The organism is Bacillus sp. OTU2372 (assembly GCF_038440275.1).
GTDB lineage: Bacteria > Bacillota > Bacilli > Bacillales > Cytobacillaceae > Neobacillus > Neobacillus bataviensis_B.
Map to the genome: position 1 here is coordinate 132440 of NZ_JASATK010000009.1, position 23638 is coordinate 156077.

A 23638-nucleotide genomic window follows, 5' to 3' on the forward strand; every position below is an offset into this window, starting at 1 on the left:
ACGGTGATTATATATGCATTTGTCATGAAGCACGTCTTGAAAAATGTAACTCAATAAATTATTTCAAAAGCCAGGGAGAAATCCTTGGCTTTTGTTTTGATTAAAAATTTTCACCCCAAATGGAGTGTGCATTATAGGAAATATTTGAATTATCGTATAAAATAAAAAATATTACTACGATGCTAAGGGGAATATCAATGGTGCAAACAGCTAGACGGGAAGACACTTTTCTTACACTTAAAAGCAAAATGGTTTCGGTATATGAATATTTAAGAAATCAGCACGATCAAGTCCAAGCTGAAAAGGTAAAACAGCTCGCAAGAAAGTTAGAGAATCGAGAGTATTCGATTGCTTTTTGCGGCCATTTTTCAGCTGGGAAATCGACAATGATCAATCAGGTGGTTGGGGAAAATCTGCTTCCATCAAGCCCCATTCCAACAAGTGCAAACTTGGTAAAAGTAAAATCTGGTGAGGATTATGCAAAAGTATATTTTAAAAATGAAAAACCAAGGCTTTATTTAGCTCCCTATGATTATGATTTAGTCAAAAATTATTGTAAAGACGGCGACAAAATCGAGGAAGTAGAAATCAGCCATAGCGACACTAGATTACCGTCCAATACAATGATATTGGATACACCAGGGATAGATTCAGCTGATGATGCTCATCGGATCGCTACAGAATCCGCTATCCACCTAGCCGATGTCATTTTTTATGTCATGGACTACAATCATGTCCAAGCTGAATTGAATTTCTTATTTACAAAGGAGTTAACGGAGGCAGGTAAAGAGGTATACCTCGTTATCAATCAAATTGATAAACATAAAGATGAGGAATTAACTTTTCAAGCTTTTCAAAAGAGTGTTGTAGATTCATTTGCCTCTTGGGGTGTGAAACCAGCAAGGATCTTTTATACCTCTTTAAAAGATAAAAGACATCAATTTAACCAGTTTCAAGAATTACAAGAATTTATTGCTGATAAATTGGCCGAGAAAGACGAACTGATCGTTCCATCTATTTTCCATTCATTAAAGAAAATTGCCTTTGACCATTTAAGGTTTGTAAATAAGCAGGAGGCAGAAGAAATTGCCTCTTCACTCGAAGTACTGAATGAACTACCAGATAAGCAGAAAGAAGATTTATTAATAAACTTTCAAACACTTGTATCCGATCTTAATAAAGTTAAAGATGTACCTTTAGAAAAAGAAAAGGAATTTGATTTAGAAATTGCCCAAATCATGAAAAATTCCTACCTTATGCCATTTCAAACAAGAGAATTAGCTGAAAAGTATTTGGAAAGTTGTCAAAAGGATTTTAAAGTTGGTTTTTTATTTTCGAAACAGAAAACCGAAGAAGAGCGGAATAAAAGGTTAACCAGTTTTTATAATGATTTGCTTGAGAAAACTAGAACTCAGCTTGAGTGGCATTTACGGGAATTTTTACTGTCTATCTTAAAGGTAACAGAACTTGACAAACCTGAACTCCAAGGATTAGCACAGTCTTTTTCTATAGCAGTATCAATGGATTTATTAAGGAATACAGTTAAGCAGGGGGCTCGTGTTACCGGGGATTATGTGCTTCATTATACAGAAGACGTGGCGAATGAGATTAAGAGAGTTGCTCGGACCCAATTAACAGATTTCAAAGAAAAATTAATGGAAGCTTTAAAAGAACATAGTGCTAACATAATCGAAAAATATGAACGAGAATTCCAAAAGATTGAAAAGTATGTTAATGCATTAGATGAGCTGAAAAAGCATGAACAAGCAAATTTACATCGAGAAAATTTACTAAATGAACTGTTAGCAAATACGAAAGCCTTACAGGAGGATATATACCAGCTTTTTAGTGATGAAGAAGAAGAGTACGAAGTAGTTAACTCCCTTGGGGAAGTCAATAAGGTGAAAGCAAAACCCGAAAAAACAAGGGAAACCAAAGCACTTAAGACAGAGATTAAATCTGTGAGAGAACTAACAGGTGATCTCTTACAGCTAACAACAGCAAAACTTAAACGAGCATCAAACCTTATAAAGGACCTGCCCGGTTTTCATAAAATATCAAAAGAATTAACCGAAAAGGCTGATAGGCTGGCTAATAAGGGGTTTACAGTCGCACTATTTGGCGCGTTTAGTGCTGGTAAATCCTCTTTCGCCAATGCCTTGATGGGAGAGAAGGTCCTGCCTGTTTCTCCAAACCCAACCACAGCGGCAATTAACAAAATTAAGCCTGTCACTGCCGAATATCCGCATGGCACCGTTTTAGTGAAGTTTAAAGAGTCAAATACACTGCTTGATGATATTAATCGCTCTTTAAAGTTTTTTGACCTCCATGCAGATAGTTTTTCAGATGCTATAAACATAATCGATCAAATTAATCTCGAGTCAGGTCAAGGGGTATTAGAAAAGACACATATAACCTTTTTATATGCATTTAAAAAGGGCTATCACTCCTTCGTTCCATTACTTGGTACGATTAAGACAACAGATTTAGCTGACTTTCATGAGTTTGTCGCACAGGAAGAAAAATCATGTTACGTGGAATGGATTGAGCTTTACTATGATTGTGATCTGACACGAAAGGGAATTACTCTTGTCGATACGCCTGGGGCAGATTCCATTAATGCCAGACATACTGGTGTAGCTTTTGATTACATTAAAAATTCAGATGCGATTCTTTTTGTGACCTATTATAATCATGCTTTTTCTAAAGCGGACCGCGAATTTTTAATACAGCTTGGACGTGTAAAGGAATCGTTTCAAATGGATAAGATGTTCTTTATCATTAACGCGATTGACCTGGCTGAAAATGGGGAAGAAAAGGATTCCGTTGTCGATTATGTTGAGGAACATTTAATTAAGTATGGGGTAAGAAATCCTCATCTATATTCCTTATCTAGTCTTTTGGCATTAAAGGAAAAAAACAATCCCGATTTAAATGTGATCTCTGGTATGAAACCATTTGAGCAGGCATTTTATCATTTTATTTCTAATGACCTTACAGAAATGGCGATTTCTTCGGCAGAAAATGAATTAACAAGGGTTCATGAATTGGTAAAGACACTTATTCAGAATTCTCAACAAGACCAGTCCATAAAAGCACAAAAACGAGCAGAAATTGAAAAGCAACAAGCAAAGGTTAGGATTATTCTTAACAACGAAACTGTTGCTTCTTTACAAAATCGATTGATCCAAGAAGCAGAAGAATTAATTTTTTATATTAAGCAAAGAGTCTTCTTACGGTTTGGTGATTTCTTTAAGGAGGCATTTAACCCATCTACTTTAAGGGATGATGGCCGTAACTTGAAAAAGGCTCTGCATGCAGGACTTGATGAATTTCTTGAGAGTTTTGGCTTTGATTTTGCCCAAGAACTTAGGGCTACAACTGTAAGATTAGATCGGTTTATTGACAATTTGTTTAGGGATTATCAAGAACGACTTTCTCGGAATTTACTTGAAATAAACCAAGATCTTTCTTTTTCAATGTTTGAAAAAAAGGAAAGTAATAAAATTGATTTCCCGATAGCTTTTAAGAACGTAAATCAGCAGCAGTTTAGTAAAGCACTATCCCATTTTAAAAATCCTAAGTCCTTTTTTGAGAAAAATGAGAAAAAGTTAATGAGTGATGAGTTGTATCATATACTGAATGCACTTGCAGATGATTATCTAAAGGATGAAGCGGCCCGATTAAATCAACATTATGATTCAGAACTGAAGGATAATTTCAGTCAACTAATAAATAAAATAGATGAACAGACTGAGGAGTTTTACTTAAGCCTGCTTTCTACCTTAGACGGAGGAGTTTCCGTTGATCTTTTACTGGGAATAGAGCATAAGCTTTCGGAATAAATGGGAGGCGAAAGGCATGAAATATGTAAAAGACAGTGAATGGTTATTGAAACATTTAAATGATGTGAATGTAAAAATTGTAGATTGCCGTTTTTCTTTAGCTGAACCACAAAAAGGAAAAATTAATTATCTGCAAAGTCACCTGCCTGGGGCGGTCTACTTTGATTTAGAACAAGATTTATCAGGAACTGTCGGTGATCATGGTGGACGCCATCCCTTGCCAGATGTTGATGTCTTTGTCAATAAGCTTGAAAATGCAGGTATCAATCATGAAATTACAGTCATTGCTTATGATGATGGGGAAGGCGCTTTTGCAGCTCGTTTTTGGTGGCTATTGAAATATCTCGGCCACGAAAATGTGTATGTATTGGATGGTGGCTTCAAAAACTGGCTGAAAGCAGATTTTCCTGTAACCGCAGATATTCCAACCTTTAAAAGGGAAGATTTTCGCTTGAGTTTGCGGTCTGAGTTACTTGCAATATATGAAGAGGTGAAAGCTGCGGTTGCCAAACAAGACAAGGTTTTAATTGATTCCCGTGAAGCCAAACGCTACCTTGGTTTAGAAGAACCGATAGATAAAAAAGCAGGGCATATTCCGGGTGCACTTAATAAACCATGGATGGAAGGATTACGAGGAGGCCGTTATTTGCCAAATTCTGTACAAATGCAGCGATTCTCTGATCTTGACTTAAACCAGCCGATTATCGTGTATTGCGGCTCTGGGGTAACGGCTGTCCCCAATTTCCTCGCACTAAAGCAAGCGGGATTTAAAAACGTGAAGCTGTATGTGGGAAGCTTTAGCGACTGGATTTCGTATGAAGAAAATAAAATTGAATCATCATCCTAGTCTTCTTATGGTATAATGGTAGACGTGCTGTTTTTTAGTATACCAAGAGGAGGACTAAAAAATTGGAAAATCAAAAGCCTTCACTAATGCTCGTTGATGGTATGGCCTTACTATTCCGTGCTTTTTACGCTACTGCGGTAACAGGCCAATTTATGATAAATTCAAAAGGAATTCCGACTAATGGAATCCATGGTTTCGTTAAACATTTATTTACGGCTGTATCCTCATTTAACCCGACACACCTTGCTGTATGCTGGGATATGGGGAGCAAAACCTTTCGAACAGAAATATTTGCTGATTATAAGGGTAATCGGGGCGAGGCGCCGATTGAGCTTATTCCACAATTTGATTTAGTGAAAGAGGTTGTTGAGTCCTTTGATATTCCTAATATTGGTTTGGCAGGGTATGAGGCCGATGATTGCATAGGTACGATTGCACAGCAAATGAAGGGTACTGCACATGTATCGATTTTAACGGGTGACCAGGATATTCTCCAGCTTTTAGATGAGGATATTTCGGTTATATTACTCAAAAAGGGATATGGTAATTATCTAGTTCATACACCGCAAACCTTCTTTGAAGATAAGGGGATCATGCCAAGACAGATGATTGATTTAAAGGCTCTCATGGGTGATCCTAGCGATAATTACCCTGGGGTTAAAGGGATTGGTGAAAAAACAGCTCTTAAGCTTTTAAAAGAGTTCGAACATGTAGAGGGAATTATTTCTAATCTCGACCGCTTATCAAAATCCCATAAATCAAAAATAGAGCAGGATTTAGATATGCTCCATTTGTCTAGGACCTTAGCCGAAATAAAATGCGATGTTCCCGTAACATGTCAACTTGACCAGGCTGGATTGTCCATTCCAAGGGAAAGGGCATTAAATAAATTGAAGGAAGTCGAACTTCGAGGTATTCAGCGGCTGCTTCCGCTTGATGAGGCGATTATTTCCTAAGTATAAAGGGTGTTCCACACGTTGGGACACCCTTCTTTATTACCCGTAAACAGTGCAAATGTTATATTTTAGTATTACTTTTCTTTGCTCTATTTTCTAACTTGCTTTTTGGATCCTCGGTCATTTCTGCATCCTGCCCATATCCCTGCGGATTTACGCTCGGAGCTTTCACTCCTCGACTAGCGTTGCCTTTTTTAGTCAAAACACTTCACCTCCCACTTTTTTAGTATTTCCACTAGGAATAATAAAACACCACTTTCTGAACAATAATGGGTAGAGGTGATATGATGAACAAAGGTGTTTATTTAGCCCTTTTTAGCATTGGTCTTGCCCAAGGTGTTAAGATTCCCATCCATTATTTTAAAAAGAAAGAATGGCGGCCTGACTTATTTTTTGGAACAGGCGGAATGCCAAGTTCCCATTCCGCTGGTGTTTCCACTTTGACTACGTATATTGCACTGCAAAGGGGTTTGACAACTTTTGACTTTGCCCTTTCGCTTGTCTACGGCTTAATTGTTATGTATGATGCGCAAGGGGTACGGAGGCAGACGGGAGAACTTACTCTAAAAGTAAATTCAATGAATGATTTAATTGAGAAAATTCAAAAAGAAGAAAGTCTGGAATATAAACAAGAGGCCCCAAAAAAGCTGAAAGAAATGTTAGGTCACCAGCCAGAAGAAGTAGTGGGAGGGGCCGTGTTAGGAGTATTAGTTGGTGTCATCGGTCATCTTTGTACAAAAAAGGATAGAAAATTGTCAAAATTTAAGTTAAAATTTTAACTGTCATATGTGTGGGAGAGGATTGGTCTGAACCGTGTTAACAGTTGAAGATTATTTGCACTACTTGAAAGGGAAGGGCTTTCAATTTCAAGAAGATGCGATTGGTTTTATTTTCTTCGGAAAACACTATACAAATGCTTCCGATGAAATCATTAATACCGCAATTGAATTGACTTTAAAAGCACAAAAACGTTTTGACGGAAGTTTCTATGTGGCCTTGCTCGAAATGTTAACAGCAAATAATATTAACTCGAGAAAAGCTGCGTTAAAATATTTAAAGGATAGAGAATTACTTGCTATATAATTAAATTAGAAAAGCTCCCTGAAGAAGAGGGAGCTTTTAACTTTCCAGACTTTTACTTTTTCTAAACAAAGCCAGCTTTACTGCTGGAAGCTCGGCCATAATCATTCCCAGAAAGATTAGAATACATCCAAAAAGGGCACTTAACGATAAACGTTCATGGGCCCAAAAATAACCTGTTATAGCGGCAAAAACTGGTTCCATAGCAAAAATTAACGCAACCCTTGTTGCTGAAGTATATTTTTGAAAATTAGTTTGGATAAAAAAAGCAATTGCTGTAGCAAAAACGCTTGTAATGACCAATGCAGCCATAACATCTTTTGACACTAAAATATCCAGTCTTACTGACTTCCTCCAATTCTCAAAAAAGAAAGAAGAGAAAGAGGATAACAGGCCGACGGTTGATATTTGAATAACCGTTAATAGCAAAGTAGGGTAATTATTGCTGACCTTACCGGTTATAATAATATGCATACCAAAACTAATTGCACAAATAAAAACAAACCCATCACCAATATTAAAGCCTGAAACATCAGTCAACGTCAAAAAAAATAAACCTAGTGTCGCAGTTATTACACCAAAGACCGCATTTTTACTCGGGTATTGTTTAAGTAACAACATGGAGAATAGTGGAACCAGTACTACGCTGAGTCCTGTGATAAACCCTGCCTTTGATGTAGTGGTATACAAGAGACCAATTGTTTGGGTTACATAACCAAGGAAAAGCCAAAAACCGATAAATACTCCTGATGATAGTAATTTCAAGTTTATCTGTTTTAACTGCTTAAAATCAAAAAAGAGTAAGCAGAAAAATAAAAGAAGAGCTGCCAGGGAAAACCGGATGCCATTAAAAGCAAATGGCGGGAGAAAATCAATCGCATTTTGGACTAGAACAAAAGTTGTACCCCAAATTAATGTAACAAATAGCAGGCTTAAATCGGCAATTAATGATCGTTTCATGTTGTCTAGTGTTTCTCCTCTCTTATATTTTTTTGAATCGCCAATCTAGCCAGTTCATCCGCAACTTTGTTTTCGGCACTTGGAATCCACTTCATGAAGAATAAATCAAATTTTTTTGTAAGTTTTAATGCCTTTTCAAGTAAGGGTGCATACGATTTATTTTTAGTAAACTCTTTTTCCACAGCCATGTTTACTAGTTCAGAGTCTGTTCGAAATGAGATAATGGAATGGACTAATCCTTTTTTATAACAGATGTCAAGAGCTTCAATAAAAGCATGAAATTCTGCTTCATGGTTTGACATGCTTCCAAGCGGTATCGAATACTTTTCTAAAGTACCGTTTCCTTTAATGAATATCCCGGCTCCACTTGGTCCAGGATTACCAGCACTTGCCCCATCAATATAGACTTCAATCAATGCTGATTCCTCCTCGGGTGATAATAGTTACAACTTAATATAGAAGAGTTTAACATATTTTCACAAAGACATGCAGGGAATTATTTTTTCTATGGGACAAGTGGGGCAGAATAAAAGCATCGATATTTTTATTCTTACTGAATAAGCTAATTGGTAAGACGATGAAAACCATCATGAAAGGCTGAAAATAATGAAATATAAGCTTGAGTGGATATATAATGTAAAAAGTATTGAAAAGGTTCAATGTTCTTCAGATTGGTTAACGGGTGAATTAGCTGTTCAATTTGCTGAGGAGATTGAGGCTAGCGGAAAAGTAACCGAGTTATACTTTTATGATGAAGCCGGCACATCTTGGATATTGAAGGAAATGAAAAAGCTGCTAACGGAAATTGAGGAGGACCCCCATGATATTACGGTCTTTTTTGACGGCGGTTTTCAAAAGGAAAATAACCAAGCAGGACTTGGAGCTGTTATCTTTTTTAAACAAGGAAAGAAGAAATATCGCATCCGGGCAAATCAACGTTTTGATGAAATGGAATCAAATAATGAAGCAGAATATGCTGCATTTTATTTTGCATTAAACATCTTAGAAGACTTAGGAGTACATCATTTATCTTGCGAATTTAAAGGTGATTCACAAGGGATATTAAAGCAGCTTGAAGGAGAATGGCCGTGTTACGAAGAAACCCTCAACCGCTGGCTTGACAAAATTGAAGGAAAAATAAAGACTTTAGGTATCCACCCAAAATTCACGGTAGTACCTCGTAAAGATAATAAGGAAGCCGATAAATTGGCCACCCAAGCATTAGAGGGGAAAGAGATATTCGCTAAAACATTAATACTATGAGGAGAGGGTGTCTATCATCATGAAGCCTTCAGTCAGAAAGGAATTATTGAGCCAGGTAGAAGGCTTAATGAACCAATATTGTAATGGCTGCTTTTTGCATAAATATTTAAAAAAGGCAGACGGGCGGAGAGCTGCACATCGTTTTTGTATTTCTCAATGTACAGTGGGCGAACAGCTTCGGGATTATGGGAAAAAATTAAAGTAAGTATATAAGAAAAGCGCAAGGCGCCTGCCTATCGGCGACAAGCACAAGACGAGCAGGCCGAAAGGTTGTTCTTTAACCTTTTGGACGGATTGGCTTGTGACCTCGAGCTTATGGCGCCTGGAGCTGGACAATTCTCAAAGTCAAAAACTTTTATACTTTCTTAATCTACTTAAAAAGGCTGACAAATTTCGTCAGCCTTGAATGGTTATTATTTGAACTGATTATAGTTTTACTACGTTAGCAGCTTGTGGTCCACGGTTTCCTTCAACGATTTCGAAAGAAACTTCTTGACCTTCTTCTAATGATTTGAAACCGTCGCCTTGAATCGCACTGAAATGTACGAATACATCGTCTCCGCCTTCAACTTCGATAAAACCAAAACCTTTTTCGTTGTTAAACCATTTTACTTTACCGTTTTGCATGTACTTCTTCCTCCTAAGCCTATCGTGGCACCTATTCGGTACCAGTTAAATATTATCATGTATCGCTTACATGATGCTTTAAATATACAATAATGAAAATGGACAGTCAAGGAATCGCAGGTGGTTTTTTCCTAAAAAAAGCATTGTTTTGAATAATTTATTAATATAAGTGAATAAATTATTTGATGAATATAATATAGGCTCTTCCTCATATGTTTATTAATAACATTTCAATTTGAGGTGAGGGAGCCCATGTACCGATTTTCAATTGAAGGAGAAGAATGGATTTTAAGATTCTCACCAAAAGTCTTAATTGAAGCAGATGAAAAGCAGGCTATACTCATGTCATTGCTGCAAATAGGAAATGATTTAGCTGATTTTTCTCATGGGAATGGCTTTATCATGTTTACTAAGAAAATTGGAGCCATTGTCTTTGATGTAGAGCGAATTCCCTCTTTCATTTTAACTGTCTCTAATATTGTTCCTGAAGAGAATTGGTATGTTCAAGATAAGAACTCGTTTAAGCCGAATAGCTAGATAGATAAAACATAGTTTTTAAGACCTGCCAATTGTTGAGCAGGTTATTTTTTATTTTTCTGACTATTGTACTGCCTTATTTTTTACCTTTACGAAATAGATTTGAAGTGGGAAAATGAATCAGGGATGCTTTAAGAAGGAGCAAATTAAGATGAAATTAATTATTGCTGAAAAACCCGATCAAGGTTCAACATTAGCTTCAATTTTTAAACATAAAAAGCAAAACGGTTTTATTGAAATATTTCCTAATGAAACATTTATGAGAGGGGCATATGTGACTTGGGCAATTGGACATTTATGCCAGTTGGTTGCCCCTGAAAAGTATGAATCCGGTTGGAAAAAATGGTCATTAGACACTTTGCCCATCATACCCGAACACTTTCAATACGAAGTAACAAAAGATAAGGCAAAGCAATTTGCCGTTATAAAAAAACTAGTATCTGACCCGAATGTCACGGAAATTATTCATGCAGGTGATGCCGGGCGTGAAGGTGAATTGATCATTCGTAATATCCTCCGCTTAACTAACTGCAAAAAACCAATGAAACGACTTTGGATTTCATCCTTAACGCCAAATGCAATTCGAGAAGGGTTTAACAAATTATTGGATGAGCAGGATACTAAAAGCTTATACTTTGAGGCCTATACTCGTGCGTGTGCAGACTGGATTGTCGGTATGAATGGCTCAAGGCTTTATAGCTTACTGCTTCAGCAAAAAGGATTCTCAGATGTATTCTCAGTTGGCAGGGTCCAAACTCCAACTTTAGCCCTTATTGTAAAACGAGAACTAGAGATTGAGAATTTTAAGTCTGAACCATTTTGGGAGGTTACTGCACGCTTTACGATAAATGGCAAAAAATACAGTGGAAAGTGGCAGAATGAAGGGGAAACCCGTGTGAAGACGAAAGAGTTGGCTGGAAAAGTAGCCGCCTTTTGTCGAGACAAGCCGGCTGAAGTTGCAGAGGTACTTTCGGAAAGAAAAGAATTTTTACCACCACTGTTATATAATCTTTCAGCTTTACAGGCGGAAGCCAATAAACGTTTTAAATCCTCTCCAAAAAACACGTTAGATATGCTGCAAAAACTCTATCAAAAAGGGTATGTTTCATATCCCCGCTCCGATTCGAGGTATGTTACAAAAGAAGAGGCTAATACCTTTCCTGATATTTTAAATCGATTAAGTCATCTAAAAGACTACGAAAGTTATTTCCCACTTCCGATTGCTTCTATTGCAGATAACAAACGATACGTGAATGAAAAAAAGGTAACCGATCACTATGCCATTATTCCAACTGAGCAAATCCCGAATTTAGATAGGCTTGGTTCTGATGAGCGGAAGATTTATGATTTAATTGTGACTAGCTTAATTGCTGCCCATTATAATAAGTCTGTCGCAGAATATACAACCGTTACTACATTAGTAGATGGCAGAGCATCTTTTATTTCAAAAGGAAAGGTGCAACTAGAAGAAGGATGGAGAAAAGTCCTAAATCATAAGGAACGTGAGGATGTTCCTGAACTGCCTGCTTTAACAAAAGGAGAACAGGGTAAAACGGTAAAAGTAGATGTGAAAGAAAGCCAGACACAACCGCCGAAGCGGTATACTGAAGGCCAGTTGATTACATTAATGAAAACCGCCGGAAAACATATAGATGATAAAGAGCTCGAGAAAATCCTTTCTAAAACGGAAGGATTAGGAACGGAAGCTACTCGAGCTGGGATTATTACTATGCTTAAGGACCGTTTATACATTGAAGTGAAAAAAAACTTAGTTTATGCAACTGCCAAAGCTAAAATATTGATCGAAGCGATAGGTCAAGAAATTCTCGCTTCACCGGAAATGACAGCAAAATGGGAGCAAAAACTAAAGGAAATATCGGAAGGTGCTGCTGTGCCAAAGCATTTTATGGAGCAAACGAAAAAGATGGTTCTCCATCTAATTTCTTCCAGTTTGGAACAATCTGCAGCGTGGGTCTTTTCTGAAGATATTACTCAAAACTTCACTCCTGGAAAACAAAAAGGAAAGAGAAGAACTTCAACTAAACTAGGGCCTTGTAAAAAATGTGATGGTGATATCATTGATAAAGGCACCTTCTACGGATGCAGTAATTATAAAAAAAATCAGTGTAACTTTACAATTTCAAAGAAAATCCTTGGGAAAAATATTACTCAAAAAAATGTAAAACTTCTCCTGTCAGGTGAAAAGACAGAACTAATCGAAGGATTTACGAATAAGGACAAAACCTTTAATGCCAGACTATTCCTAGATGGACAGGAAAATAGAATAAAATTTTTATTCGAGGAGACTGCCGTAAAATAATTCCTCACTTGTCACTCATTTTTTAATATAGTAAACTTTTAGAAGAGTAATTTTTTGGAGGTTAAGGGATGCCAACACCTAGTATGGAAGATTATATCGAACAAATATATATTTTAATTGAAGAAAAAGGTTACGCCCGGGTATCGGATATTGCCGAAGCGTTATCTGTCCATCCCTCCTCAGTAACAAAAATGGTGCAAAAGCTTGATAAAGATGAATATTTAGTTTATGAAAAATATAGAGGACTTAGCTTAACACCCAAGGGTAATAAGATTGGTAAACGCCTAGTTTTTAGACATGAACTACTTGAACAATTTCTCAAAATTATTGGGGTAAAGGATGAAAACATCTATCATGATGTTGAAGGAATCGAGCATCATTTAAGCTGGGACTCTATTGATCGGATTGGCGATCTTGTTCAGTTCTTTGAGGAAGACCAGAATAGGATTGACGCGTTAAAAGAAGTTCAAAAACAAAATGAACATGAATAGAGTAAATATTTTCAATCTAAAATAAGTATACAGAAAGCACCTAGCAATCAAGCTAGGTGCTTTTAAAATAAATTTGGATAATCGTCAAAGGATTGTTCGAGTTCCGGCATAAGAGATAATGCTCCATTTGTATCCTGCACTGTTTGAAGACCTTGAATTAAGCCTTGTTCAACATCCAATAATGCCTTGCGGTAAGATATGACCCGCCCTTCGGAAGTAACAAAATTGATAATCTCTCCATTGTAATTTCGCTGGATTGCAGTAATTGTTTCCATAGGGACACTCCTTTCCTATGTATTATAGCTATAAATAGCGAATAATAAACAAAGCTGCAATTGAAAAAAGCATCGGTAACCGATGCTTATTGACCCCAATTGAAAGGTGTTTCTTGGTAAACATAGTAATTTAACCAATTAGAGAAGAATAAATGACCATGTGAGCGCCACCGATTAATTGGTGGTTGTGTTGGGTCATTGTTTGGAAAGTAATTTTCAGGCATATGAATCTCTAGACCTTTTTTTAAGTCTCTCTCATATTCTTGTGCCAAGGAATCGGAGTCATATTCCAGATGACCTGTGATCATGACATGTTTTCGATCCCTCGAGGCAATCAATAATGCCCCGGCTTCCTCTGAGGCAGCTAATAATTTTAATTCTGGATTTTTCATAATGGATTCAATTGCTATATCTGTGTAACGTGAATGCGGAGCATAAAAATGATCGTCAAACCCTCGCAATAAGATATCATTGTGCTCAAAGATTTGATGGGCGTAAATTCCGGAGCATTTACGTTTCAACTCAAATTTACCTATGCCATAGTGATAGTATAGGCCCGCCTGTGCACCCCAGCAAATATGTAAGGTCGAGGTGACATTTTGATCGGCCCAATCCATGATCTCTTTTAATTCAGACCAATATTTCACTTGATCAAATTCTAATAATTCAACCGGTGCACCAGTGATAATCATTCCGTCAAATTTTAAATTTTTAATTTCCGGAAATGTTGTATAGAACTGTTCTAAATGCTGCTTACTAGTATGGGTTGACTCATATGAATCGGTTTTTAAAAAATTCACATTTACTTGTAATGGTGAGTTTCCTAATAAGCGCAATAACTGTGTTTCCGCTTTTTCTTTTTCGGGCATTAAATTTAATATTAAGATATTTAAAGGCCTAATATCCTGGGTGATTGCCCTCTCATCGTCCATTATGAAAATATTTTCCTGTTCAAGTATCTCCCTTGCAGGTAATTGCTTAGGTATGTTAATAGGCAAGTGAACGTCCCCTTTCTTAAATCCATAAAATATAAAGGTGTTTTTTAATGACCTGCGGATGGAGTCTTTGAATATTAAAAAAATTCGATAATTACATTATAAACATTATTATAATTTCAGGAAAGATACTAATTTCGATATAATAATAATCGGAATAAAAAAACCTTATTTGCTACCATGGTAGTGCTATGGAAATTAATGCTGAATGTGGGGGATTAACATGAAGATGAAAACATCAGTGAAGTCAGACATTGAAATTGCACAAGCATCCAAAATGAAGCCAATTGTTGAAATTGCGGAAAATATTGGTTTACTAGAAAATGATTTGGAACTTTATGGAAGATATAAAGCGAAAATTTCCAATGAAGCACTAAACAAAATAAAGACAAATAATGATGGGAAAATTATCCTTGTTACCTCGATTAATCCAACTCCGGCGGGCGAAGGGAAATCTACTGTTACAGTCGGCCTTGCTGATGCATTTAATAGAATTGGGAAAAAGGTAATGATTGCAATGCGTGAGCCCTCGCTTGGGCCAACTATGGGCATAAAAGGCGGTGCAACGGGCGGCGGCTATTCTCAAGTTCTTCCAATGGAGGACATTAACCTCCATTTTACCGGAGACATTCATGCTATTACGACTGCAAATAATGCTCTTGCTGCGTTAATTGATAACCATCTACAGCAAGGCAATGAGTTAAACATAGATCAGCGAAAAATTGTTTGGAAACGGGCATTAGACTTAAATGATCGTGCATTACGAAAAGTGATTATCGGACTTGGAGGTCCACTTCAAGGTGTCCCTCGTGAGGATGGTTTCGACATTACCGTTGCCTCTGAAATTATTGCTGTTCTTTGTTTAGCAACTGACTTAAAGGATTTAAAATTACGATTATCAAGAATGGTTGTTGCTTATAATGTAAATAAACAACCAGTGACAGTTGGAGATCTTGGTGTAGAGGGTGCATTAGCGCTATTGTTAAAGGACGCGGTTAAACCAAATCTTGTTCAAACCATTGAACACACACCAGCGCTGATACACGGAGGTCCGTTTGCAAATATCGCGCATGGCTGCAACAGTGTCATTGCCACAAAGGCAGCTCAAAAGTTAGCAGATTATGTCATCACTGAAGGTGGCTTTGGGGCTGATTTAGGTGCTGAGAAGTTTTTACATATCAAAGCACGCAGTGCAAGAATTAAACCAGAAGCTGTAGTTGTAGTTGCTACCATCCGTGCCTTAAAAATGCATGGTGGTGTCGAAAAAAAGGATTTGGCAAGTGAGAATATCTCAGCACTTACACTTGGTTTTAGTAATTTGCAAAAACATATTGAAACAATAAAAAGTTTTGGCCTTCCGGTGGTCGTTGCGATCAATAAATTTATTACCGATACAAGTTTAGAAGTGCAAACATTGCTTGACTGGTGTGAAAGGGAAAATGTACCTGCGGCATTAACGGAAGTTTGGGAAAAAGGAGGGGAAGGGGGGATGGAGCTTGCGCAAACACTCTTGTCAGTGATGGATAAAGAGGAAAATCATTTTCATCCCTTATATGAACTTTCTGACTCGATTGAACAAAAAATTCGGACAATTGCCCAAGCCGTATACGGCGGGAAGGACGTAGAGTTTTTACCGAAAGCAAAAAAACAATTAGCTGATTTTGAAAGGTTCGGCTGGTCTCATTTACCCGTTTGCATGGCGAAATCACAATATTCACTATCGGATGATCCTTCAAAGCTTGGCAGGCCGACCGATTTTATCGTAACGATTAGGGAATTTAAACCTTCAATCGGAGCAGGCTTTATTGTGGCCTTAACAGGAGAGGTCATGACGATGCCGGGACTCCCTAAAAATCCAGCCGCTCTTAATATGGATGTGGACGATCAAGGGAATGCGCTAGGACTTTTCTAAAGGAGTCGAGTAAACAATGTTTGACCCAACAGCCTTTGATAATATGAAAGTAGTGATTGAAGGGGGCCTTTATGATTTAGATATAAAGGGTGACATTATCATTACTGATCGAAATGATTTAATTAACTTAGCAAAAATGTCCCGCTCTTTTGACGTATCCTTTCAGTTGCCGGATGGTAATGGTATTGCAAAAGTAGAATTGAAGTCGACATTGTTAAATTTAACAGCTGAGCTCTTACCGTCTATACAGACGGAACACCAGGCTGGATGTTATGTAAGACTGGAATTTTTCCTTGAACAGGAAAAAGAGCCGGATTTTTATGAATTAAAAGATATCCTTCTAGATATATGGGGAGATTCTCGGAATTTTTCATTGACCAGTCATGTTCACCCGTTAGATACAGACCAAAAAATTTCAATCATTCTTGCAGTGGAATTTGGCCGCTTGGTTACCGAGGACCAGATGGATGATTTGGTCAATATGACTGATTTTGTAGTTACGACACTAGAGCGGCTGAACATTAGATAATTATCATAACCAGCTATTCGTTAGCTGGTTATATTTATTTTTAAAATATTTACAATATTCAAATTTGAGGTTACAGTTATATTAGCGTGATATTATGACCTCATACTAATAGCAGGGGGAGAGACGCATGGTTAAGACCGCATGGGTAACTGATAGTACAGCCTATTTAGATGATGAGCTAAGCAACCATCCAGATTTATATACCATCCCGTTAACTGTTGTTCTGGACGGGGAGGAATATTTGGATGGAATAGACTTAACCCCAAAGGAATTATTTGGCCGATTAAAGGAATTAAAAAACCCGCCGTTAACCTCGCAGCCATCGGTTGGTTCTTTTCAATCTTTATATGAACAATTGTCAAAAGAATATGATCAAATTGTAACCATTCTTATCTCAGGAAAGTTAAGTGGGACAGTCTCCTCAAGTAAGCAGGCAGCGGCACTTGTCGATATTCCGGTCACTACCTTTGATTCACACATCCTTACTTTTCCGATGTCCGCATTAATTAAAAAAGGGATGGAACTGGTTAGGGACGGTAAAAGTATTGAATCGATGGTAGAGCAGCTTGAACAAATACGGGAAACATGCGAGACCTATGTTCTTGTCGGAAGTTTAGAACAGCTTCATCGGGGCGGTCGTATGAGCGGACTGCAATTTTTTCTTGGAAGTATGCTTAATGTCAAACCGATTATTTCAATTGAAGATGGGGCTCTTGGCGTGAAAGAAAAAGTTAGAGGTGAAAAGAAGGCCAAAGAGAAAATTCTTGATTATTTTCGATTATCATATGAACAGAATCGATTTAAAGAAGTATACCTATTGTACGGTTTACATGAAGAACAAGCCAAAGCTTGGCAGTGTGAACTACAGGAGAAGTATCCTGATGTTAAAATTATCAACTGTCCATTAGGGGCTGTAATCGGCGTTCATGCTGGCGAAAACACCCTTGGAATTAGTTGGTTTAATGGCTTAAAATAACTTTACCTCCGATTGTGCATACTATGAATGCAGTCAACATGAAGGAGAGGGGTGTGCACATGAGTAAGCAAGGAAGACAAAATCCAAACCAGACGAGAGAACAAATTGAAAAACAGGATATTAGTAATGATGTGGAACTAGGAAGTGAATTTCAAATTGGCAACAATAAGTCACAAAGTCAGAAAAAAAGCGGGCGTCAGGCAAACAAAAAATAACCTCGAAACATCGGGGTTATTTTTTGTTTGCCTTTCATGTTAAAATAACAAAGGGTAAAGGCAGGTGCTTGAAAATGAAGGACTTATTAATTAAACAAACGGAAAAATTTGTCCGAAATGAACTAGGTGAAGATGCCACTGGCCATGACTGGTACCATGTTGACCGTGTCCGGCGTAATGCCTTACATATTTGCAAAGAAGAAAGGTTTGGAGATCCGTTTGTCATTGAAATGGCAGCACTTCTTCATGATATACCAGATGAAAAACTAAACAAAACAGTGGAACTAGGGAGGGCCAAGCTCGAATCTTTTTTCAAAACCATCTCGGTTCCAGATGAGGTCAAAGAACATATTATTCAAATCATTGACTCGATTTCATATAAAGGCGGCAGGAAAACAAAGCTAAAAACCATTGAAGCAAAGATCGTACAGGATGCAGACCGTTTAGATGCAATTGGAGCCATTGGGATTGCAAGAGCCTTCGCTTATGGCGGTAAAAAAGGCCGGCCTATCTTTGATCCTGCTGTCCAAGTCAGGGAAGTAATGAGCTTGGAAGAATATCGAAAAGGAAAATCAACAAGTATTCACCATTTTTATGAAAAATTATTAAAATTAAAAGATTTATTAAATACAGATACAGCTAAGAAAATCGCAGAGAAAAGGCAGGAAATGATGCTTAGCTTTTTAGAACAATTTTACCAAGAATGGGATGGACAAGATTTATGAAGATGCTCACAGTAGAAAATGTTTCAAAAACGTATGGTGAGAAGCAGCTCTTTGACCATATTTCCTTTACAATTAGTGAAAAGGAGCGGGTGGGATTAATTGGCATAAATGGGACCGGAAAATCCTCCTTATTAAAAATAATTGCTGGGTTAGATGCACCTGATGAGGGGAAAATTCTCTCTCCTAAGGAGTACACCATTTCGTTTTTATCCCAACAGCCCGAATTAGATTTAGATAAAACAGTACTTGAACAAGTCTTCCGCGGCGATGCGCCGATTCTAAAACTGATGCGCGGATATGAAGAGACTCTATTAAAACTAAATATCTCCCCATCTGATACAAAAGTTCAAGACGAGCTTTTTCAATTACAAAAGCAAATGGATGCTTTAAATGCCTGGGATGCCAGCACAAATGCCAAGTCCATTTTAATGAAATTAGGAATTGAGGATTTCACAAAGAAAATTGGAGAACTTTCAGGCGGTCAAAAAAAGCGTGTCGCACTTGCGCAAGTATTAATTGCTGAGCCGGATTTATTAATTTTAGACGAACCAACCAACCATCTTGATTTTGATTCCGTTAAGTGGTTAGAAGATTATTTAAGCCGATATAACGGTTCGATTTTGCTAGTTACGCATGACCGTTACTTCCTTGACCGTGTTGCCAATCGGATGTTTGAATTAGATGGCGGTAATCTCTACAGCTACAAAGGAAACTATGCTGCCTTTTTGGAAGCAAAAGCGGTTCGCGAGGAAAACGAAGCAGCAACCTATGAAAAAAATAAAAACTTATTTCGCAGAGAGCTGGAATGGATTAGACGGGGTGCCAAGGCGAGGTCAACAAAACAAAAAGCTAGAATTCAGCGTTTTGAAGATCTAGATGACAAGCTTACAACCGGAAAGCCATCCGGTGAAAAATTAGATATTACGTTAAATGGCAGCCGGCTAGGTAAGCAGGTTTTTGAATTGAAAAATGCATCGAAACGATATGACCAAAAAGTAATCCTTAATCATTTCGATTTATTGGTTAAGCCGGGAGACCGGATTGGGATTATTGGTAAAAACGGTGCCGGTAAATCGACATTACTGAATATTTTAGCAAAGAGGATCCCGCTGGATGAGGGTGAATTTAACATTGGGCAAACAGTGAAGCTCAGCTTTTATACACAAGAAAGCGAAGACATGGATGATAATAAGCGGATGATTGAATACATCAAAGAGACAGCTGAAGTTATCGATACATCGGATGGTAAGACTATTTCTGCTGCACAAATGCTTGAACGTTTTTTATTTCCACCGTTTACTCACGGCACTCCGATACGAAAATTATCTGGTGGAGAAAAACGCCGTCTTTACCTCTTAAAGCTGTTAATGACAGCACCAAATGTCCTCTTGTTGGATGAGCCAACGAATGATTTGGATACACAAACCTTAACCGTTTTGGAAGACTATTTGGAGGATTTCCCAGGTGTTGTTATTACGGTTTCCCATGATCGTTATTTCCTAGATAAAGTGGCGGAACAGCTGCTAGTTCTTCGCGGAGAAGGTGAAATAGGCTCTTTCTATGGGAATTACAGCGATTATCTTGAAAAAGAAACAGATCTTGAAGTACAAAAAAACGCGGTATCTAAGCCAATATCACCAACTAAAGCTCCAGAAAAGGAAAAAAAGAAGCGGTTAACGTTTAAGGAGAAAAAAGAGTGGGAAGAAATTGACACGGTGATTTCCAATACAGAGGCAAAAATTGAAGAAGTAGCTGCGGAAATGGCTGCAACCGGCAGTGACTTTACAAAAGCACAGGAATTAATGAAACAGGAAAAGGAATTAAACGAAAAGCTAGAGTATTTAATTGAGCGCTGGTCCTATCTAGCAGAGATAGCTGAACAAGAATAAGAAAACGACAAGAATTAGGTGATTGTGTTGAAAATAAGGGCGATTGAACCAACGCCAAGTCCAAATACAATGAAAATTAATATAGACCAAGAACTTCCAATGGGCAAAAGCCATAATTATAAAAAAGAAACTTCCTCAGATGCCCCTCCTATTATTCAAGCAATCCTGCAAATTGAAGGAATAAAGGGTGTATACCATGTTGCTGATTTTTTAGCTGTTGAGCGAAACGCAAAATATGATTGGAAGGAATTATTACCTCAAGTCCGCCAGGCGTTTGGTGAAAAAACAGAGGAAACTGCTAATATAAACATGCTAGACGAGCATTTTGGCGAAATTAAGGTTGAAATTCAAATGTTTAAAGACATTCCTCTTCAAGTTAAATTGACAGATAGTTCCACGGAACGAAGGTATGGAATGCCAGATTACTTTTTAAAAGCAAGGGAACAAGCACAACTTCCCGAGGATAATTATATCCTTTTGCGTAAATGGCAAAATCAAGGAGTCCGCTATGGCGATTTTGATCAGATTGGTCAAGAGGTTGTCGAGGAATTAATTGCAGCCTATCCAAAGGAGCGCCTTGAAGCACTTGTAACAAAAGCGCAAAGCTCAGGTAAACCAATTGTCCAGAAAGCAAAGAGAACTCGTAAAAAAGTAACAACTGAGGATTTAAACAATCCTGACTGGCAGGTACGCTATCAGCTGCTAGAACAAATGGATGACCCTGAACTCGATGATTTACCTATGCTTGAAAAAGCATTACAAGATGAGAAACCCTCCATACGGAGACTGGCAACAGTATATCTTGGTATGATCAAGGAGAAGGAAGTTCTGCCGTTACTATATATTGCATTAAAAGATAAAACGGTAACCGTGCGCAGAACAGCAGGTGATTGCTTATCCGATTTAGGCTTCCCTGAGGCAGCAAAGGAAATGGTCAAAGCATTGAAGGATACGAGTAAGCTTGTAAGGTGGAGAGCGGCTATGTTTCTCTATGAGGCTGGCGATGAAGAGTCTTTACCAGCCCTTAAAGAGGCTGAAAAAGATCCGGAATTTGAAGTCAGTATGCAAATCAAAATGGCGATTGAAAGAATTGAAGGCGGAGAAGAAGCGAAAGGTTCAGTCTGGAAACAGATGACGGAAGCAAGAAAGTCTGATCAGTAATTTTGTAAATTAGCCATGATTATAGTATTCTATAGGGAGAAGAAATGGAGTGAATGTGGATGTCAAATGCATATGAAGAATATATGAAACAAATGGTTTTACCAATGCGTGAAGAATTAACAAGAGCTGGCTTTGAAGAGCTAAAAAGTGCTGAAGAGGTCGAAGATTTTATGGAAAAAACAACGGGTTTAACACTTGTTGTAGTAAATTCCGTATGCGGCTGTGCCGCGGGCTTAGCAAGACCTGCAGCAACCCAAGCTGTGTTAAATAGTGAGAAAAAACCAGAGCATTTAGTAACTGTTTTTGCTGGACAAGATAAAGAAGCGACAGCAAAAATGCGTGAGTACTTTGAAGGAATCGAACCTTCATCACCATCAATGGCATTACTAAAAGATAAACAGGTAGTTCATTTTATTCCGAGACATGATATTGAAGGCATGCCGATGGAAGTTGTTATGCAAAACCTATTGGGCGCATTTGAAGCTCATTGCTAAAGGGATGTCAGTAGACATCCTTTTTTTAATAAATTAAAAGAGATGATTGTATGATTGTAACAACAGCAGGAAGAACAAACGAGGAAATGATTGAACGTGCACTGCAAATTTCTGAGTTTTTACAGGTTCCTTATATCCCGCGCAAAAAGAAATCGATTTACCATATTCAACACCAGGCTGACAATGGCTGTATTGTGGTGGGGAAAGAACGATTGGAGCTTTTTGAGAAAAATAGTAACCAGCCATTTTTCTTCCACCCTAATTCAGCGATGTTTCGGATTAAGCGGCTAATCAGTGGTGATTACGACCCATTTGCTGATGCCGTAAAACTTACAAAAGGTATGACATTTCTTGACTGTACCCTTGGTCTTGCTTCAGATGCGATAATTGCAAGCTTCCTCGTTGGGCGAGAAGGGATGGTAACCGGTATAGAGGGGCAGAAATACTTGGCTTTCATTGTTCAACAGGGACTGCAAAATTGGGACTCCGGACTTCCTGTCATGGATGAGGCCATGAATCGCATCCGTGTTATTCAAACGAACGCCCGCTATTATTTAAAAAGTCAACGAGATTCATCAGCTGACTGTGTCTATTTTGATCCAATGTTTGAAGAAACGATTCTTGAATCTGATGGGATTAAAGCTTTAGGCCATTTTGCTATTCATGATAATCTGACTGATGAAATGATTACCGAGGCCATCAGGGTAGCTAAATATAGAGTAGTCTTAAAAGATCATTACAAAAGCTTGCGCTTTGAAAAATATGGATTTCAAGTCATGCGCAGAAAAACCGCAAAATTTCATTTTGGAGTTATAGAAAAAAACTGAAAGCTCTTTCTTTCAGTTTTTTTCCAATTTGCCCAAAAAAGAAGTATAATAATTTGTAAGAAACTTAAATTCAGAAATCTCTTACAATAAAGGTGTGAACCGATTATGAACAAGTGGCTGCGTAAATCACTTTTTGTCACCATATCGATTTTAACATTTGGTCTTGTAACTCCATCACAACTAATAAATCAAGCGAATGCAGAAAAAATTAATGATCGAGACGGTTTCGAAACTCCAGCACCTGAAAGAAGTTTCGTTCAGGCAAATAGTTATTTAATAGAAACAGAATTTAATAGAGAAAAGTTTATGCAGGAACTAATTAAACAGGCAGAAATTCAATCCTATCAAAAGTTTGGGAGTAGAATAAAGCCAGTCATCGAAAGTGAATTCCGAGAAATAATTTTACCGAATATTGAAAAGGCAATCGAAGAAACAGCTTCGCATTTTCCAGAGGATCGTGTTAAGAATCTAACCATAACAGAACAGCCTGGTTCCGGGCTTTCTGAGAAAATTTTTAATATAAAAGATAGTGCTTCAGGGAAAGATATTATACGTTTCCATGTAAGACGCGATAATCCGCCGCAGGCAGGCTACTGGTTTAATTTTCATTATCATACCTATCATGATGATTTTCATACCCATCATGAACTGGGTTCCATTTATTGGGACAGAAATACTCCGCCAAAATGGATGAGCTAGTCCTTCATAAATTTT

26 protein-coding genes are annotated in these 23638 nt (G+C 37.7%); 20 read left to right on the top strand and 6 right to left on the bottom strand.

All coding sequences use genetic code 11. The features are described 5' to 3' along the window. Nucleotides 1-197 precede the first annotated feature (197 nt). The 3 genes from AAHB15_RS16090 to AAHB15_RS16100 all read left to right on the top strand — a co-directional run bounded on the left by AAHB15_RS16090 (nucleotide 198) and on the right by AAHB15_RS16100 (nucleotide 5648). A complete protein-coding gene (locus tag AAHB15_RS16090) occupies nucleotides 198-3845 on the top strand; it encodes a dynamin family protein (protein ID WP_342042795.1) in 3648 nt (1215 codons plus the stop codon). A gap of 16 nt (nucleotides 3846-3861) precedes the next feature. Beyond that, the gene (locus AAHB15_RS16095; protein WP_342042796.1) at nucleotides 3862-4692 is read left to right on the top strand and encodes a sulfurtransferase; all 831 of its coding nucleotides are present in this window, start codon (nucleotides 3862-3864) and stop codon (nucleotides 4690-4692) included. A gap of 62 nt (nucleotides 4693-4754) precedes the next feature. Beyond that, nucleotides 4755-5648 (top strand): 5'-3' exonuclease, encoded by an 894-nt coding sequence (locus AAHB15_RS16100; protein WP_335572111.1) that lies wholly within the window; start codon nucleotides 4755-4757, stop codon nucleotides 5646-5648. Nucleotides 5649-5709: 61 nt separating this feature from the next. Here the strand turns inward: AAHB15_RS16100 and sspL are convergent, their stop codons facing one another. Beyond that, entirely contained in the window at nucleotides 5710-5850 is a 141-nt protein-coding gene (sspL, locus tag AAHB15_RS16105; protein WP_098530465.1) for a small, acid-soluble spore protein L, read from the bottom strand. Nucleotides 5851-5935: 85 nt separating this feature from the next. On the opposite strand from sspL, the gene AAHB15_RS16110 reads away from it, so the two are divergent. Beyond that, nucleotides 5936-6427 (top strand): divergent PAP2 family protein, encoded by a 492-nt coding sequence (locus tag AAHB15_RS16110; protein WP_335572112.1) that lies wholly within the window; start codon nucleotides 5936-5938, stop codon nucleotides 6425-6427. Between the two features lie 34 nt (nucleotides 6428-6461). Then, the gene (locus AAHB15_RS16115) at nucleotides 6462-6731 is read left to right on the top strand and encodes a DUF6123 family protein (RefSeq protein ID WP_144562943.1); all 270 of its coding nucleotides are present in this window, start codon (nucleotides 6462-6464) and stop codon (nucleotides 6729-6731) included. A gap of 36 nt (nucleotides 6732-6767) precedes the next feature. Here AAHB15_RS16115 and AAHB15_RS16120 read toward each other — a convergent pair whose 3' ends face one another. Both AAHB15_RS16120 and AAHB15_RS16125 read right to left on the bottom strand, forming a co-directional pair. Then, a complete protein-coding gene (locus tag AAHB15_RS16120; protein ID WP_342042797.1) occupies nucleotides 6768-7688 on the bottom strand; it encodes a DMT family transporter in 921 nt (306 codons plus the stop codon). Nucleotides 7689-7693: 5 nt separating this feature from the next. Beyond that, on the bottom strand, nucleotides 7694-8104 hold the full coding sequence (locus AAHB15_RS16125; RefSeq protein ID WP_144562941.1) for a reverse transcriptase-like protein: 411 nt from the start codon (nucleotides 8102-8104) through the stop codon (nucleotides 7694-7696). Between the two features lie 190 nt (nucleotides 8105-8294). Between AAHB15_RS16125 and AAHB15_RS16130 the strand changes: the two genes are divergently transcribed. Then, nucleotides 8295-8951 carry a reverse transcriptase-like protein gene (locus AAHB15_RS16130; RefSeq protein ID WP_335572114.1) on the top strand — a complete coding sequence of 219 codons (657 nt, stop codon included), beginning with the start codon at nucleotides 8295-8297 and terminating at the stop codon, nucleotides 8949-8951. Between the two features lie 19 nt (nucleotides 8952-8970). Beyond that, nucleotides 8971-9156 (top strand): zinc-finger domain-containing protein, encoded by a 186-nt coding sequence (locus AAHB15_RS16135; RefSeq protein WP_335572115.1) that lies wholly within the window; start codon nucleotides 8971-8973, stop codon nucleotides 9154-9156. Between the two features lie 221 nt (nucleotides 9157-9377). On the opposite strand, the gene cspD is transcribed toward AAHB15_RS16135, so the two are convergent. After that, entirely contained in the window at nucleotides 9378-9578 is a 201-nt protein-coding gene (gene cspD / locus AAHB15_RS16140) for a cold-shock protein CspD (protein ID WP_071459908.1), read from the bottom strand. 252 nt (nucleotides 9579-9830) lie between these two features. On the opposite strand from cspD, the gene AAHB15_RS16145 reads away from it, so the two are divergent. The 3 genes from AAHB15_RS16145 (at nucleotide 9831) to mntR (ending at nucleotide 12926) form a co-directional block, all read left to right on the top strand. After that, a complete protein-coding gene (locus AAHB15_RS16145) occupies nucleotides 9831-10115 on the top strand; it encodes a hypothetical protein (protein WP_335572116.1) in 285 nt (94 codons plus the stop codon). 151 nt (nucleotides 10116-10266) lie between these two features. Then, complete coding sequence (locus AAHB15_RS16150) at nucleotides 10267-12435, top strand: DNA topoisomerase III (RefSeq protein ID WP_335572117.1); 2169 nt, start codon at nucleotides 10267-10269, stop codon at nucleotides 12433-12435. A gap of 68 nt (nucleotides 12436-12503) precedes the next feature. Next, on the top strand, nucleotides 12504-12926 hold the full coding sequence (gene mntR / locus AAHB15_RS16155; RefSeq protein ID WP_098530474.1) for a transcriptional regulator MntR: 423 nt from the start codon (nucleotides 12504-12506) through the stop codon (nucleotides 12924-12926). A 62-nt stretch (nucleotides 12927-12988) separates the two neighbouring features. Here the strand turns inward: mntR and AAHB15_RS16160 are convergent, their stop codons facing one another. Beyond that, nucleotides 12989-13201: a DUF3892 domain-containing protein gene (locus tag AAHB15_RS16160; RefSeq protein WP_098530475.1), complete on the bottom strand. Its 213-nt coding sequence runs from the start codon at nucleotides 13199-13201 to the stop codon at nucleotides 12989-12991. 86 nt (nucleotides 13202-13287) lie between these two features. Then, the gene (metA, locus tag AAHB15_RS16165) at nucleotides 13288-14199 is read right to left on the bottom strand and encodes a homoserine O-acetyltransferase MetA (protein WP_335572118.1); all 912 of its coding nucleotides are present in this window, start codon (nucleotides 14197-14199) and stop codon (nucleotides 13288-13290) included. Between the two features lie 220 nt (nucleotides 14200-14419). Between metA and AAHB15_RS16170 the strand changes: the two genes are divergently transcribed. From AAHB15_RS16170 to AAHB15_RS16215, 10 genes are all read left to right on the top strand, one after another. Further along, a complete protein-coding gene (locus AAHB15_RS16170) occupies nucleotides 14420-16108 on the top strand; it encodes a formate--tetrahydrofolate ligase (RefSeq protein ID WP_342042798.1) in 1689 nt (562 codons plus the stop codon). Nucleotides 16109-16124: 16 nt separating this feature from the next. After that, nucleotides 16125-16637: a hypothetical protein gene (locus AAHB15_RS16175; RefSeq protein ID WP_335572120.1), complete on the top strand. Its 513-nt coding sequence runs from the start codon at nucleotides 16125-16127 to the stop codon at nucleotides 16635-16637. 127 nt (nucleotides 16638-16764) lie between these two features. Further along, nucleotides 16765-17613, top strand: coding sequence for a DegV family protein (locus tag AAHB15_RS16180; protein ID WP_335572121.1), 849 nt, complete (start codon nucleotides 16765-16767; stop codon nucleotides 17611-17613). A 59-nt stretch (nucleotides 17614-17672) separates the two neighbouring features. Beyond that, nucleotides 17673-17828, top strand: a complete 156-nt coding sequence (locus AAHB15_RS16185) for a hypothetical protein (RefSeq protein WP_176541200.1) — start codon at nucleotides 17673-17675, stop codon at nucleotides 17826-17828. A 74-nt stretch (nucleotides 17829-17902) separates the two neighbouring features. Then, nucleotides 17903-18553 carry an HD domain-containing protein gene (locus AAHB15_RS16190; protein WP_335572122.1) on the top strand — a complete coding sequence of 217 codons (651 nt, stop codon included), beginning with the start codon at nucleotides 17903-17905 and terminating at the stop codon, nucleotides 18551-18553. Then, the gene (locus tag AAHB15_RS16195; protein ID WP_335572123.1) at nucleotides 18550-20442 is read left to right on the top strand and encodes an ABC-F family ATP-binding cassette domain-containing protein; all 1893 of its coding nucleotides are present in this window, start codon (nucleotides 18550-18552) and stop codon (nucleotides 20440-20442) included. The genes AAHB15_RS16190 and AAHB15_RS16195 overlap by 4 nt, the downstream gene beginning before the upstream one ends. 27 nt (nucleotides 20443-20469) lie before the next feature. Next, nucleotides 20470-21603: a conserved virulence factor C family protein gene (locus AAHB15_RS16200; RefSeq protein WP_335572156.1), complete on the top strand. Its 1134-nt coding sequence runs from the start codon at nucleotides 20470-20472 to the stop codon at nucleotides 21601-21603. Between the two features lie 59 nt (nucleotides 21604-21662). Further along, a complete protein-coding gene (locus tag AAHB15_RS16205) occupies nucleotides 21663-22097 on the top strand; it encodes a BrxA/BrxB family bacilliredoxin (RefSeq protein WP_144562930.1) in 435 nt (144 codons plus the stop codon). Nucleotides 22098-22147: 50 nt separating this feature from the next. Beyond that, entirely contained in the window at nucleotides 22148-22924 is a 777-nt protein-coding gene (locus AAHB15_RS16210) for a class I SAM-dependent methyltransferase (RefSeq protein ID WP_335572124.1), read from the top strand. Nucleotides 22925-23029: 105 nt separating this feature from the next. Then, nucleotides 23030-23623, top strand: a complete 594-nt coding sequence (locus tag AAHB15_RS16215) for a YpjP family protein (protein ID WP_335572125.1) — start codon at nucleotides 23030-23032, stop codon at nucleotides 23621-23623. The last annotated feature ends 15 nt before the right edge of the window (nucleotides 23624-23638 follow it).

Coding starts and splice junctions, on each gene's coding strand:
- AAHB15_RS16205 (WP_144562930.1), top strand. CDS start 21,663: ATGTCAAATGCATATGAAGAATATATGAAACAAATGGTTTTACCAATG.
- AAHB15_RS16110 (WP_335572112.1), top strand. CDS start 5,936: ATGAACAAAGGTGTTTATTTAGCCCTTTTTAGCATTGGTCTTGCCCAA.
- AAHB15_RS16135 (WP_335572115.1), top strand. CDS start 8,971: ATGAAGCCTTCAGTCAGAAAGGAATTATTGAGCCAGGTAGAAGGCTTA.
- AAHB15_RS16210 (WP_335572124.1), top strand. CDS start 22,148: ATGATTGTAACAACAGCAGGAAGAACAAACGAGGAAATGATTGAACGT.
- AAHB15_RS16170 (WP_342042798.1), top strand. CDS start 14,420: ATGAAGATGAAAACATCAGTGAAGTCAGACATTGAAATTGCACAAGCA.
- AAHB15_RS16130 (WP_335572114.1), top strand. CDS start 8,295: ATGAAATATAAGCTTGAGTGGATATATAATGTAAAAAGTATTGAAAAG.
- cspD (WP_071459908.1), bottom strand. CDS start 9,578: ATGCAAAACGGTAAAGTAAAATGGTTTAACAACGAAAAAGGTTTTGGT.
- AAHB15_RS16180 (WP_335572121.1), top strand. CDS start 16,765: ATGGTTAAGACCGCATGGGTAACTGATAGTACAGCCTATTTAGATGAT.
- AAHB15_RS16145 (WP_335572116.1), top strand. CDS start 9,831: ATGTACCGATTTTCAATTGAAGGAGAAGAATGGATTTTAAGATTCTCA.
- AAHB15_RS16120 (WP_342042797.1), bottom strand. CDS start 7,688: ATGAAACGATCATTAATTGCCGATTTAAGCCTGCTATTTGTTACATTA.
- AAHB15_RS16150 (WP_335572117.1), top strand. CDS start 10,267: ATGAAATTAATTATTGCTGAAAAACCCGATCAAGGTTCAACATTAGCT.
- AAHB15_RS16090 (WP_342042795.1), top strand. CDS start 198: ATGGTGCAAACAGCTAGACGGGAAGACACTTTTCTTACACTTAAAAGC.
- AAHB15_RS16175 (WP_335572120.1), top strand. CDS start 16,125: ATGTTTGACCCAACAGCCTTTGATAATATGAAAGTAGTGATTGAAGGG.
- AAHB15_RS16185 (WP_176541200.1), top strand. CDS start 17,673: ATGAGTAAGCAAGGAAGACAAAATCCAAACCAGACGAGAGAACAAATT.
- mntR (WP_098530474.1), top strand. CDS start 12,504: ATGCCAACACCTAGTATGGAAGATTATATCGAACAAATATATATTTTA.
- AAHB15_RS16160 (WP_098530475.1), bottom strand. CDS start 13,201: ATGGAAACAATTACTGCAATCCAGCGAAATTACAATGGAGAGATTATC.
- AAHB15_RS16095 (WP_342042796.1), top strand. CDS start 3,862: ATGAAATATGTAAAAGACAGTGAATGGTTATTGAAACATTTAAATGAT.
- AAHB15_RS16190 (WP_335572122.1), top strand. CDS start 17,903: ATGAAGGACTTATTAATTAAACAAACGGAAAAATTTGTCCGAAATGAA.
- AAHB15_RS16215 (WP_335572125.1), top strand. CDS start 23,030: ATGAACAAGTGGCTGCGTAAATCACTTTTTGTCACCATATCGATTTTA.
- AAHB15_RS16195 (WP_335572123.1), top strand. CDS start 18,550: ATGAAGATGCTCACAGTAGAAAATGTTTCAAAAACGTATGGTGAGAAG.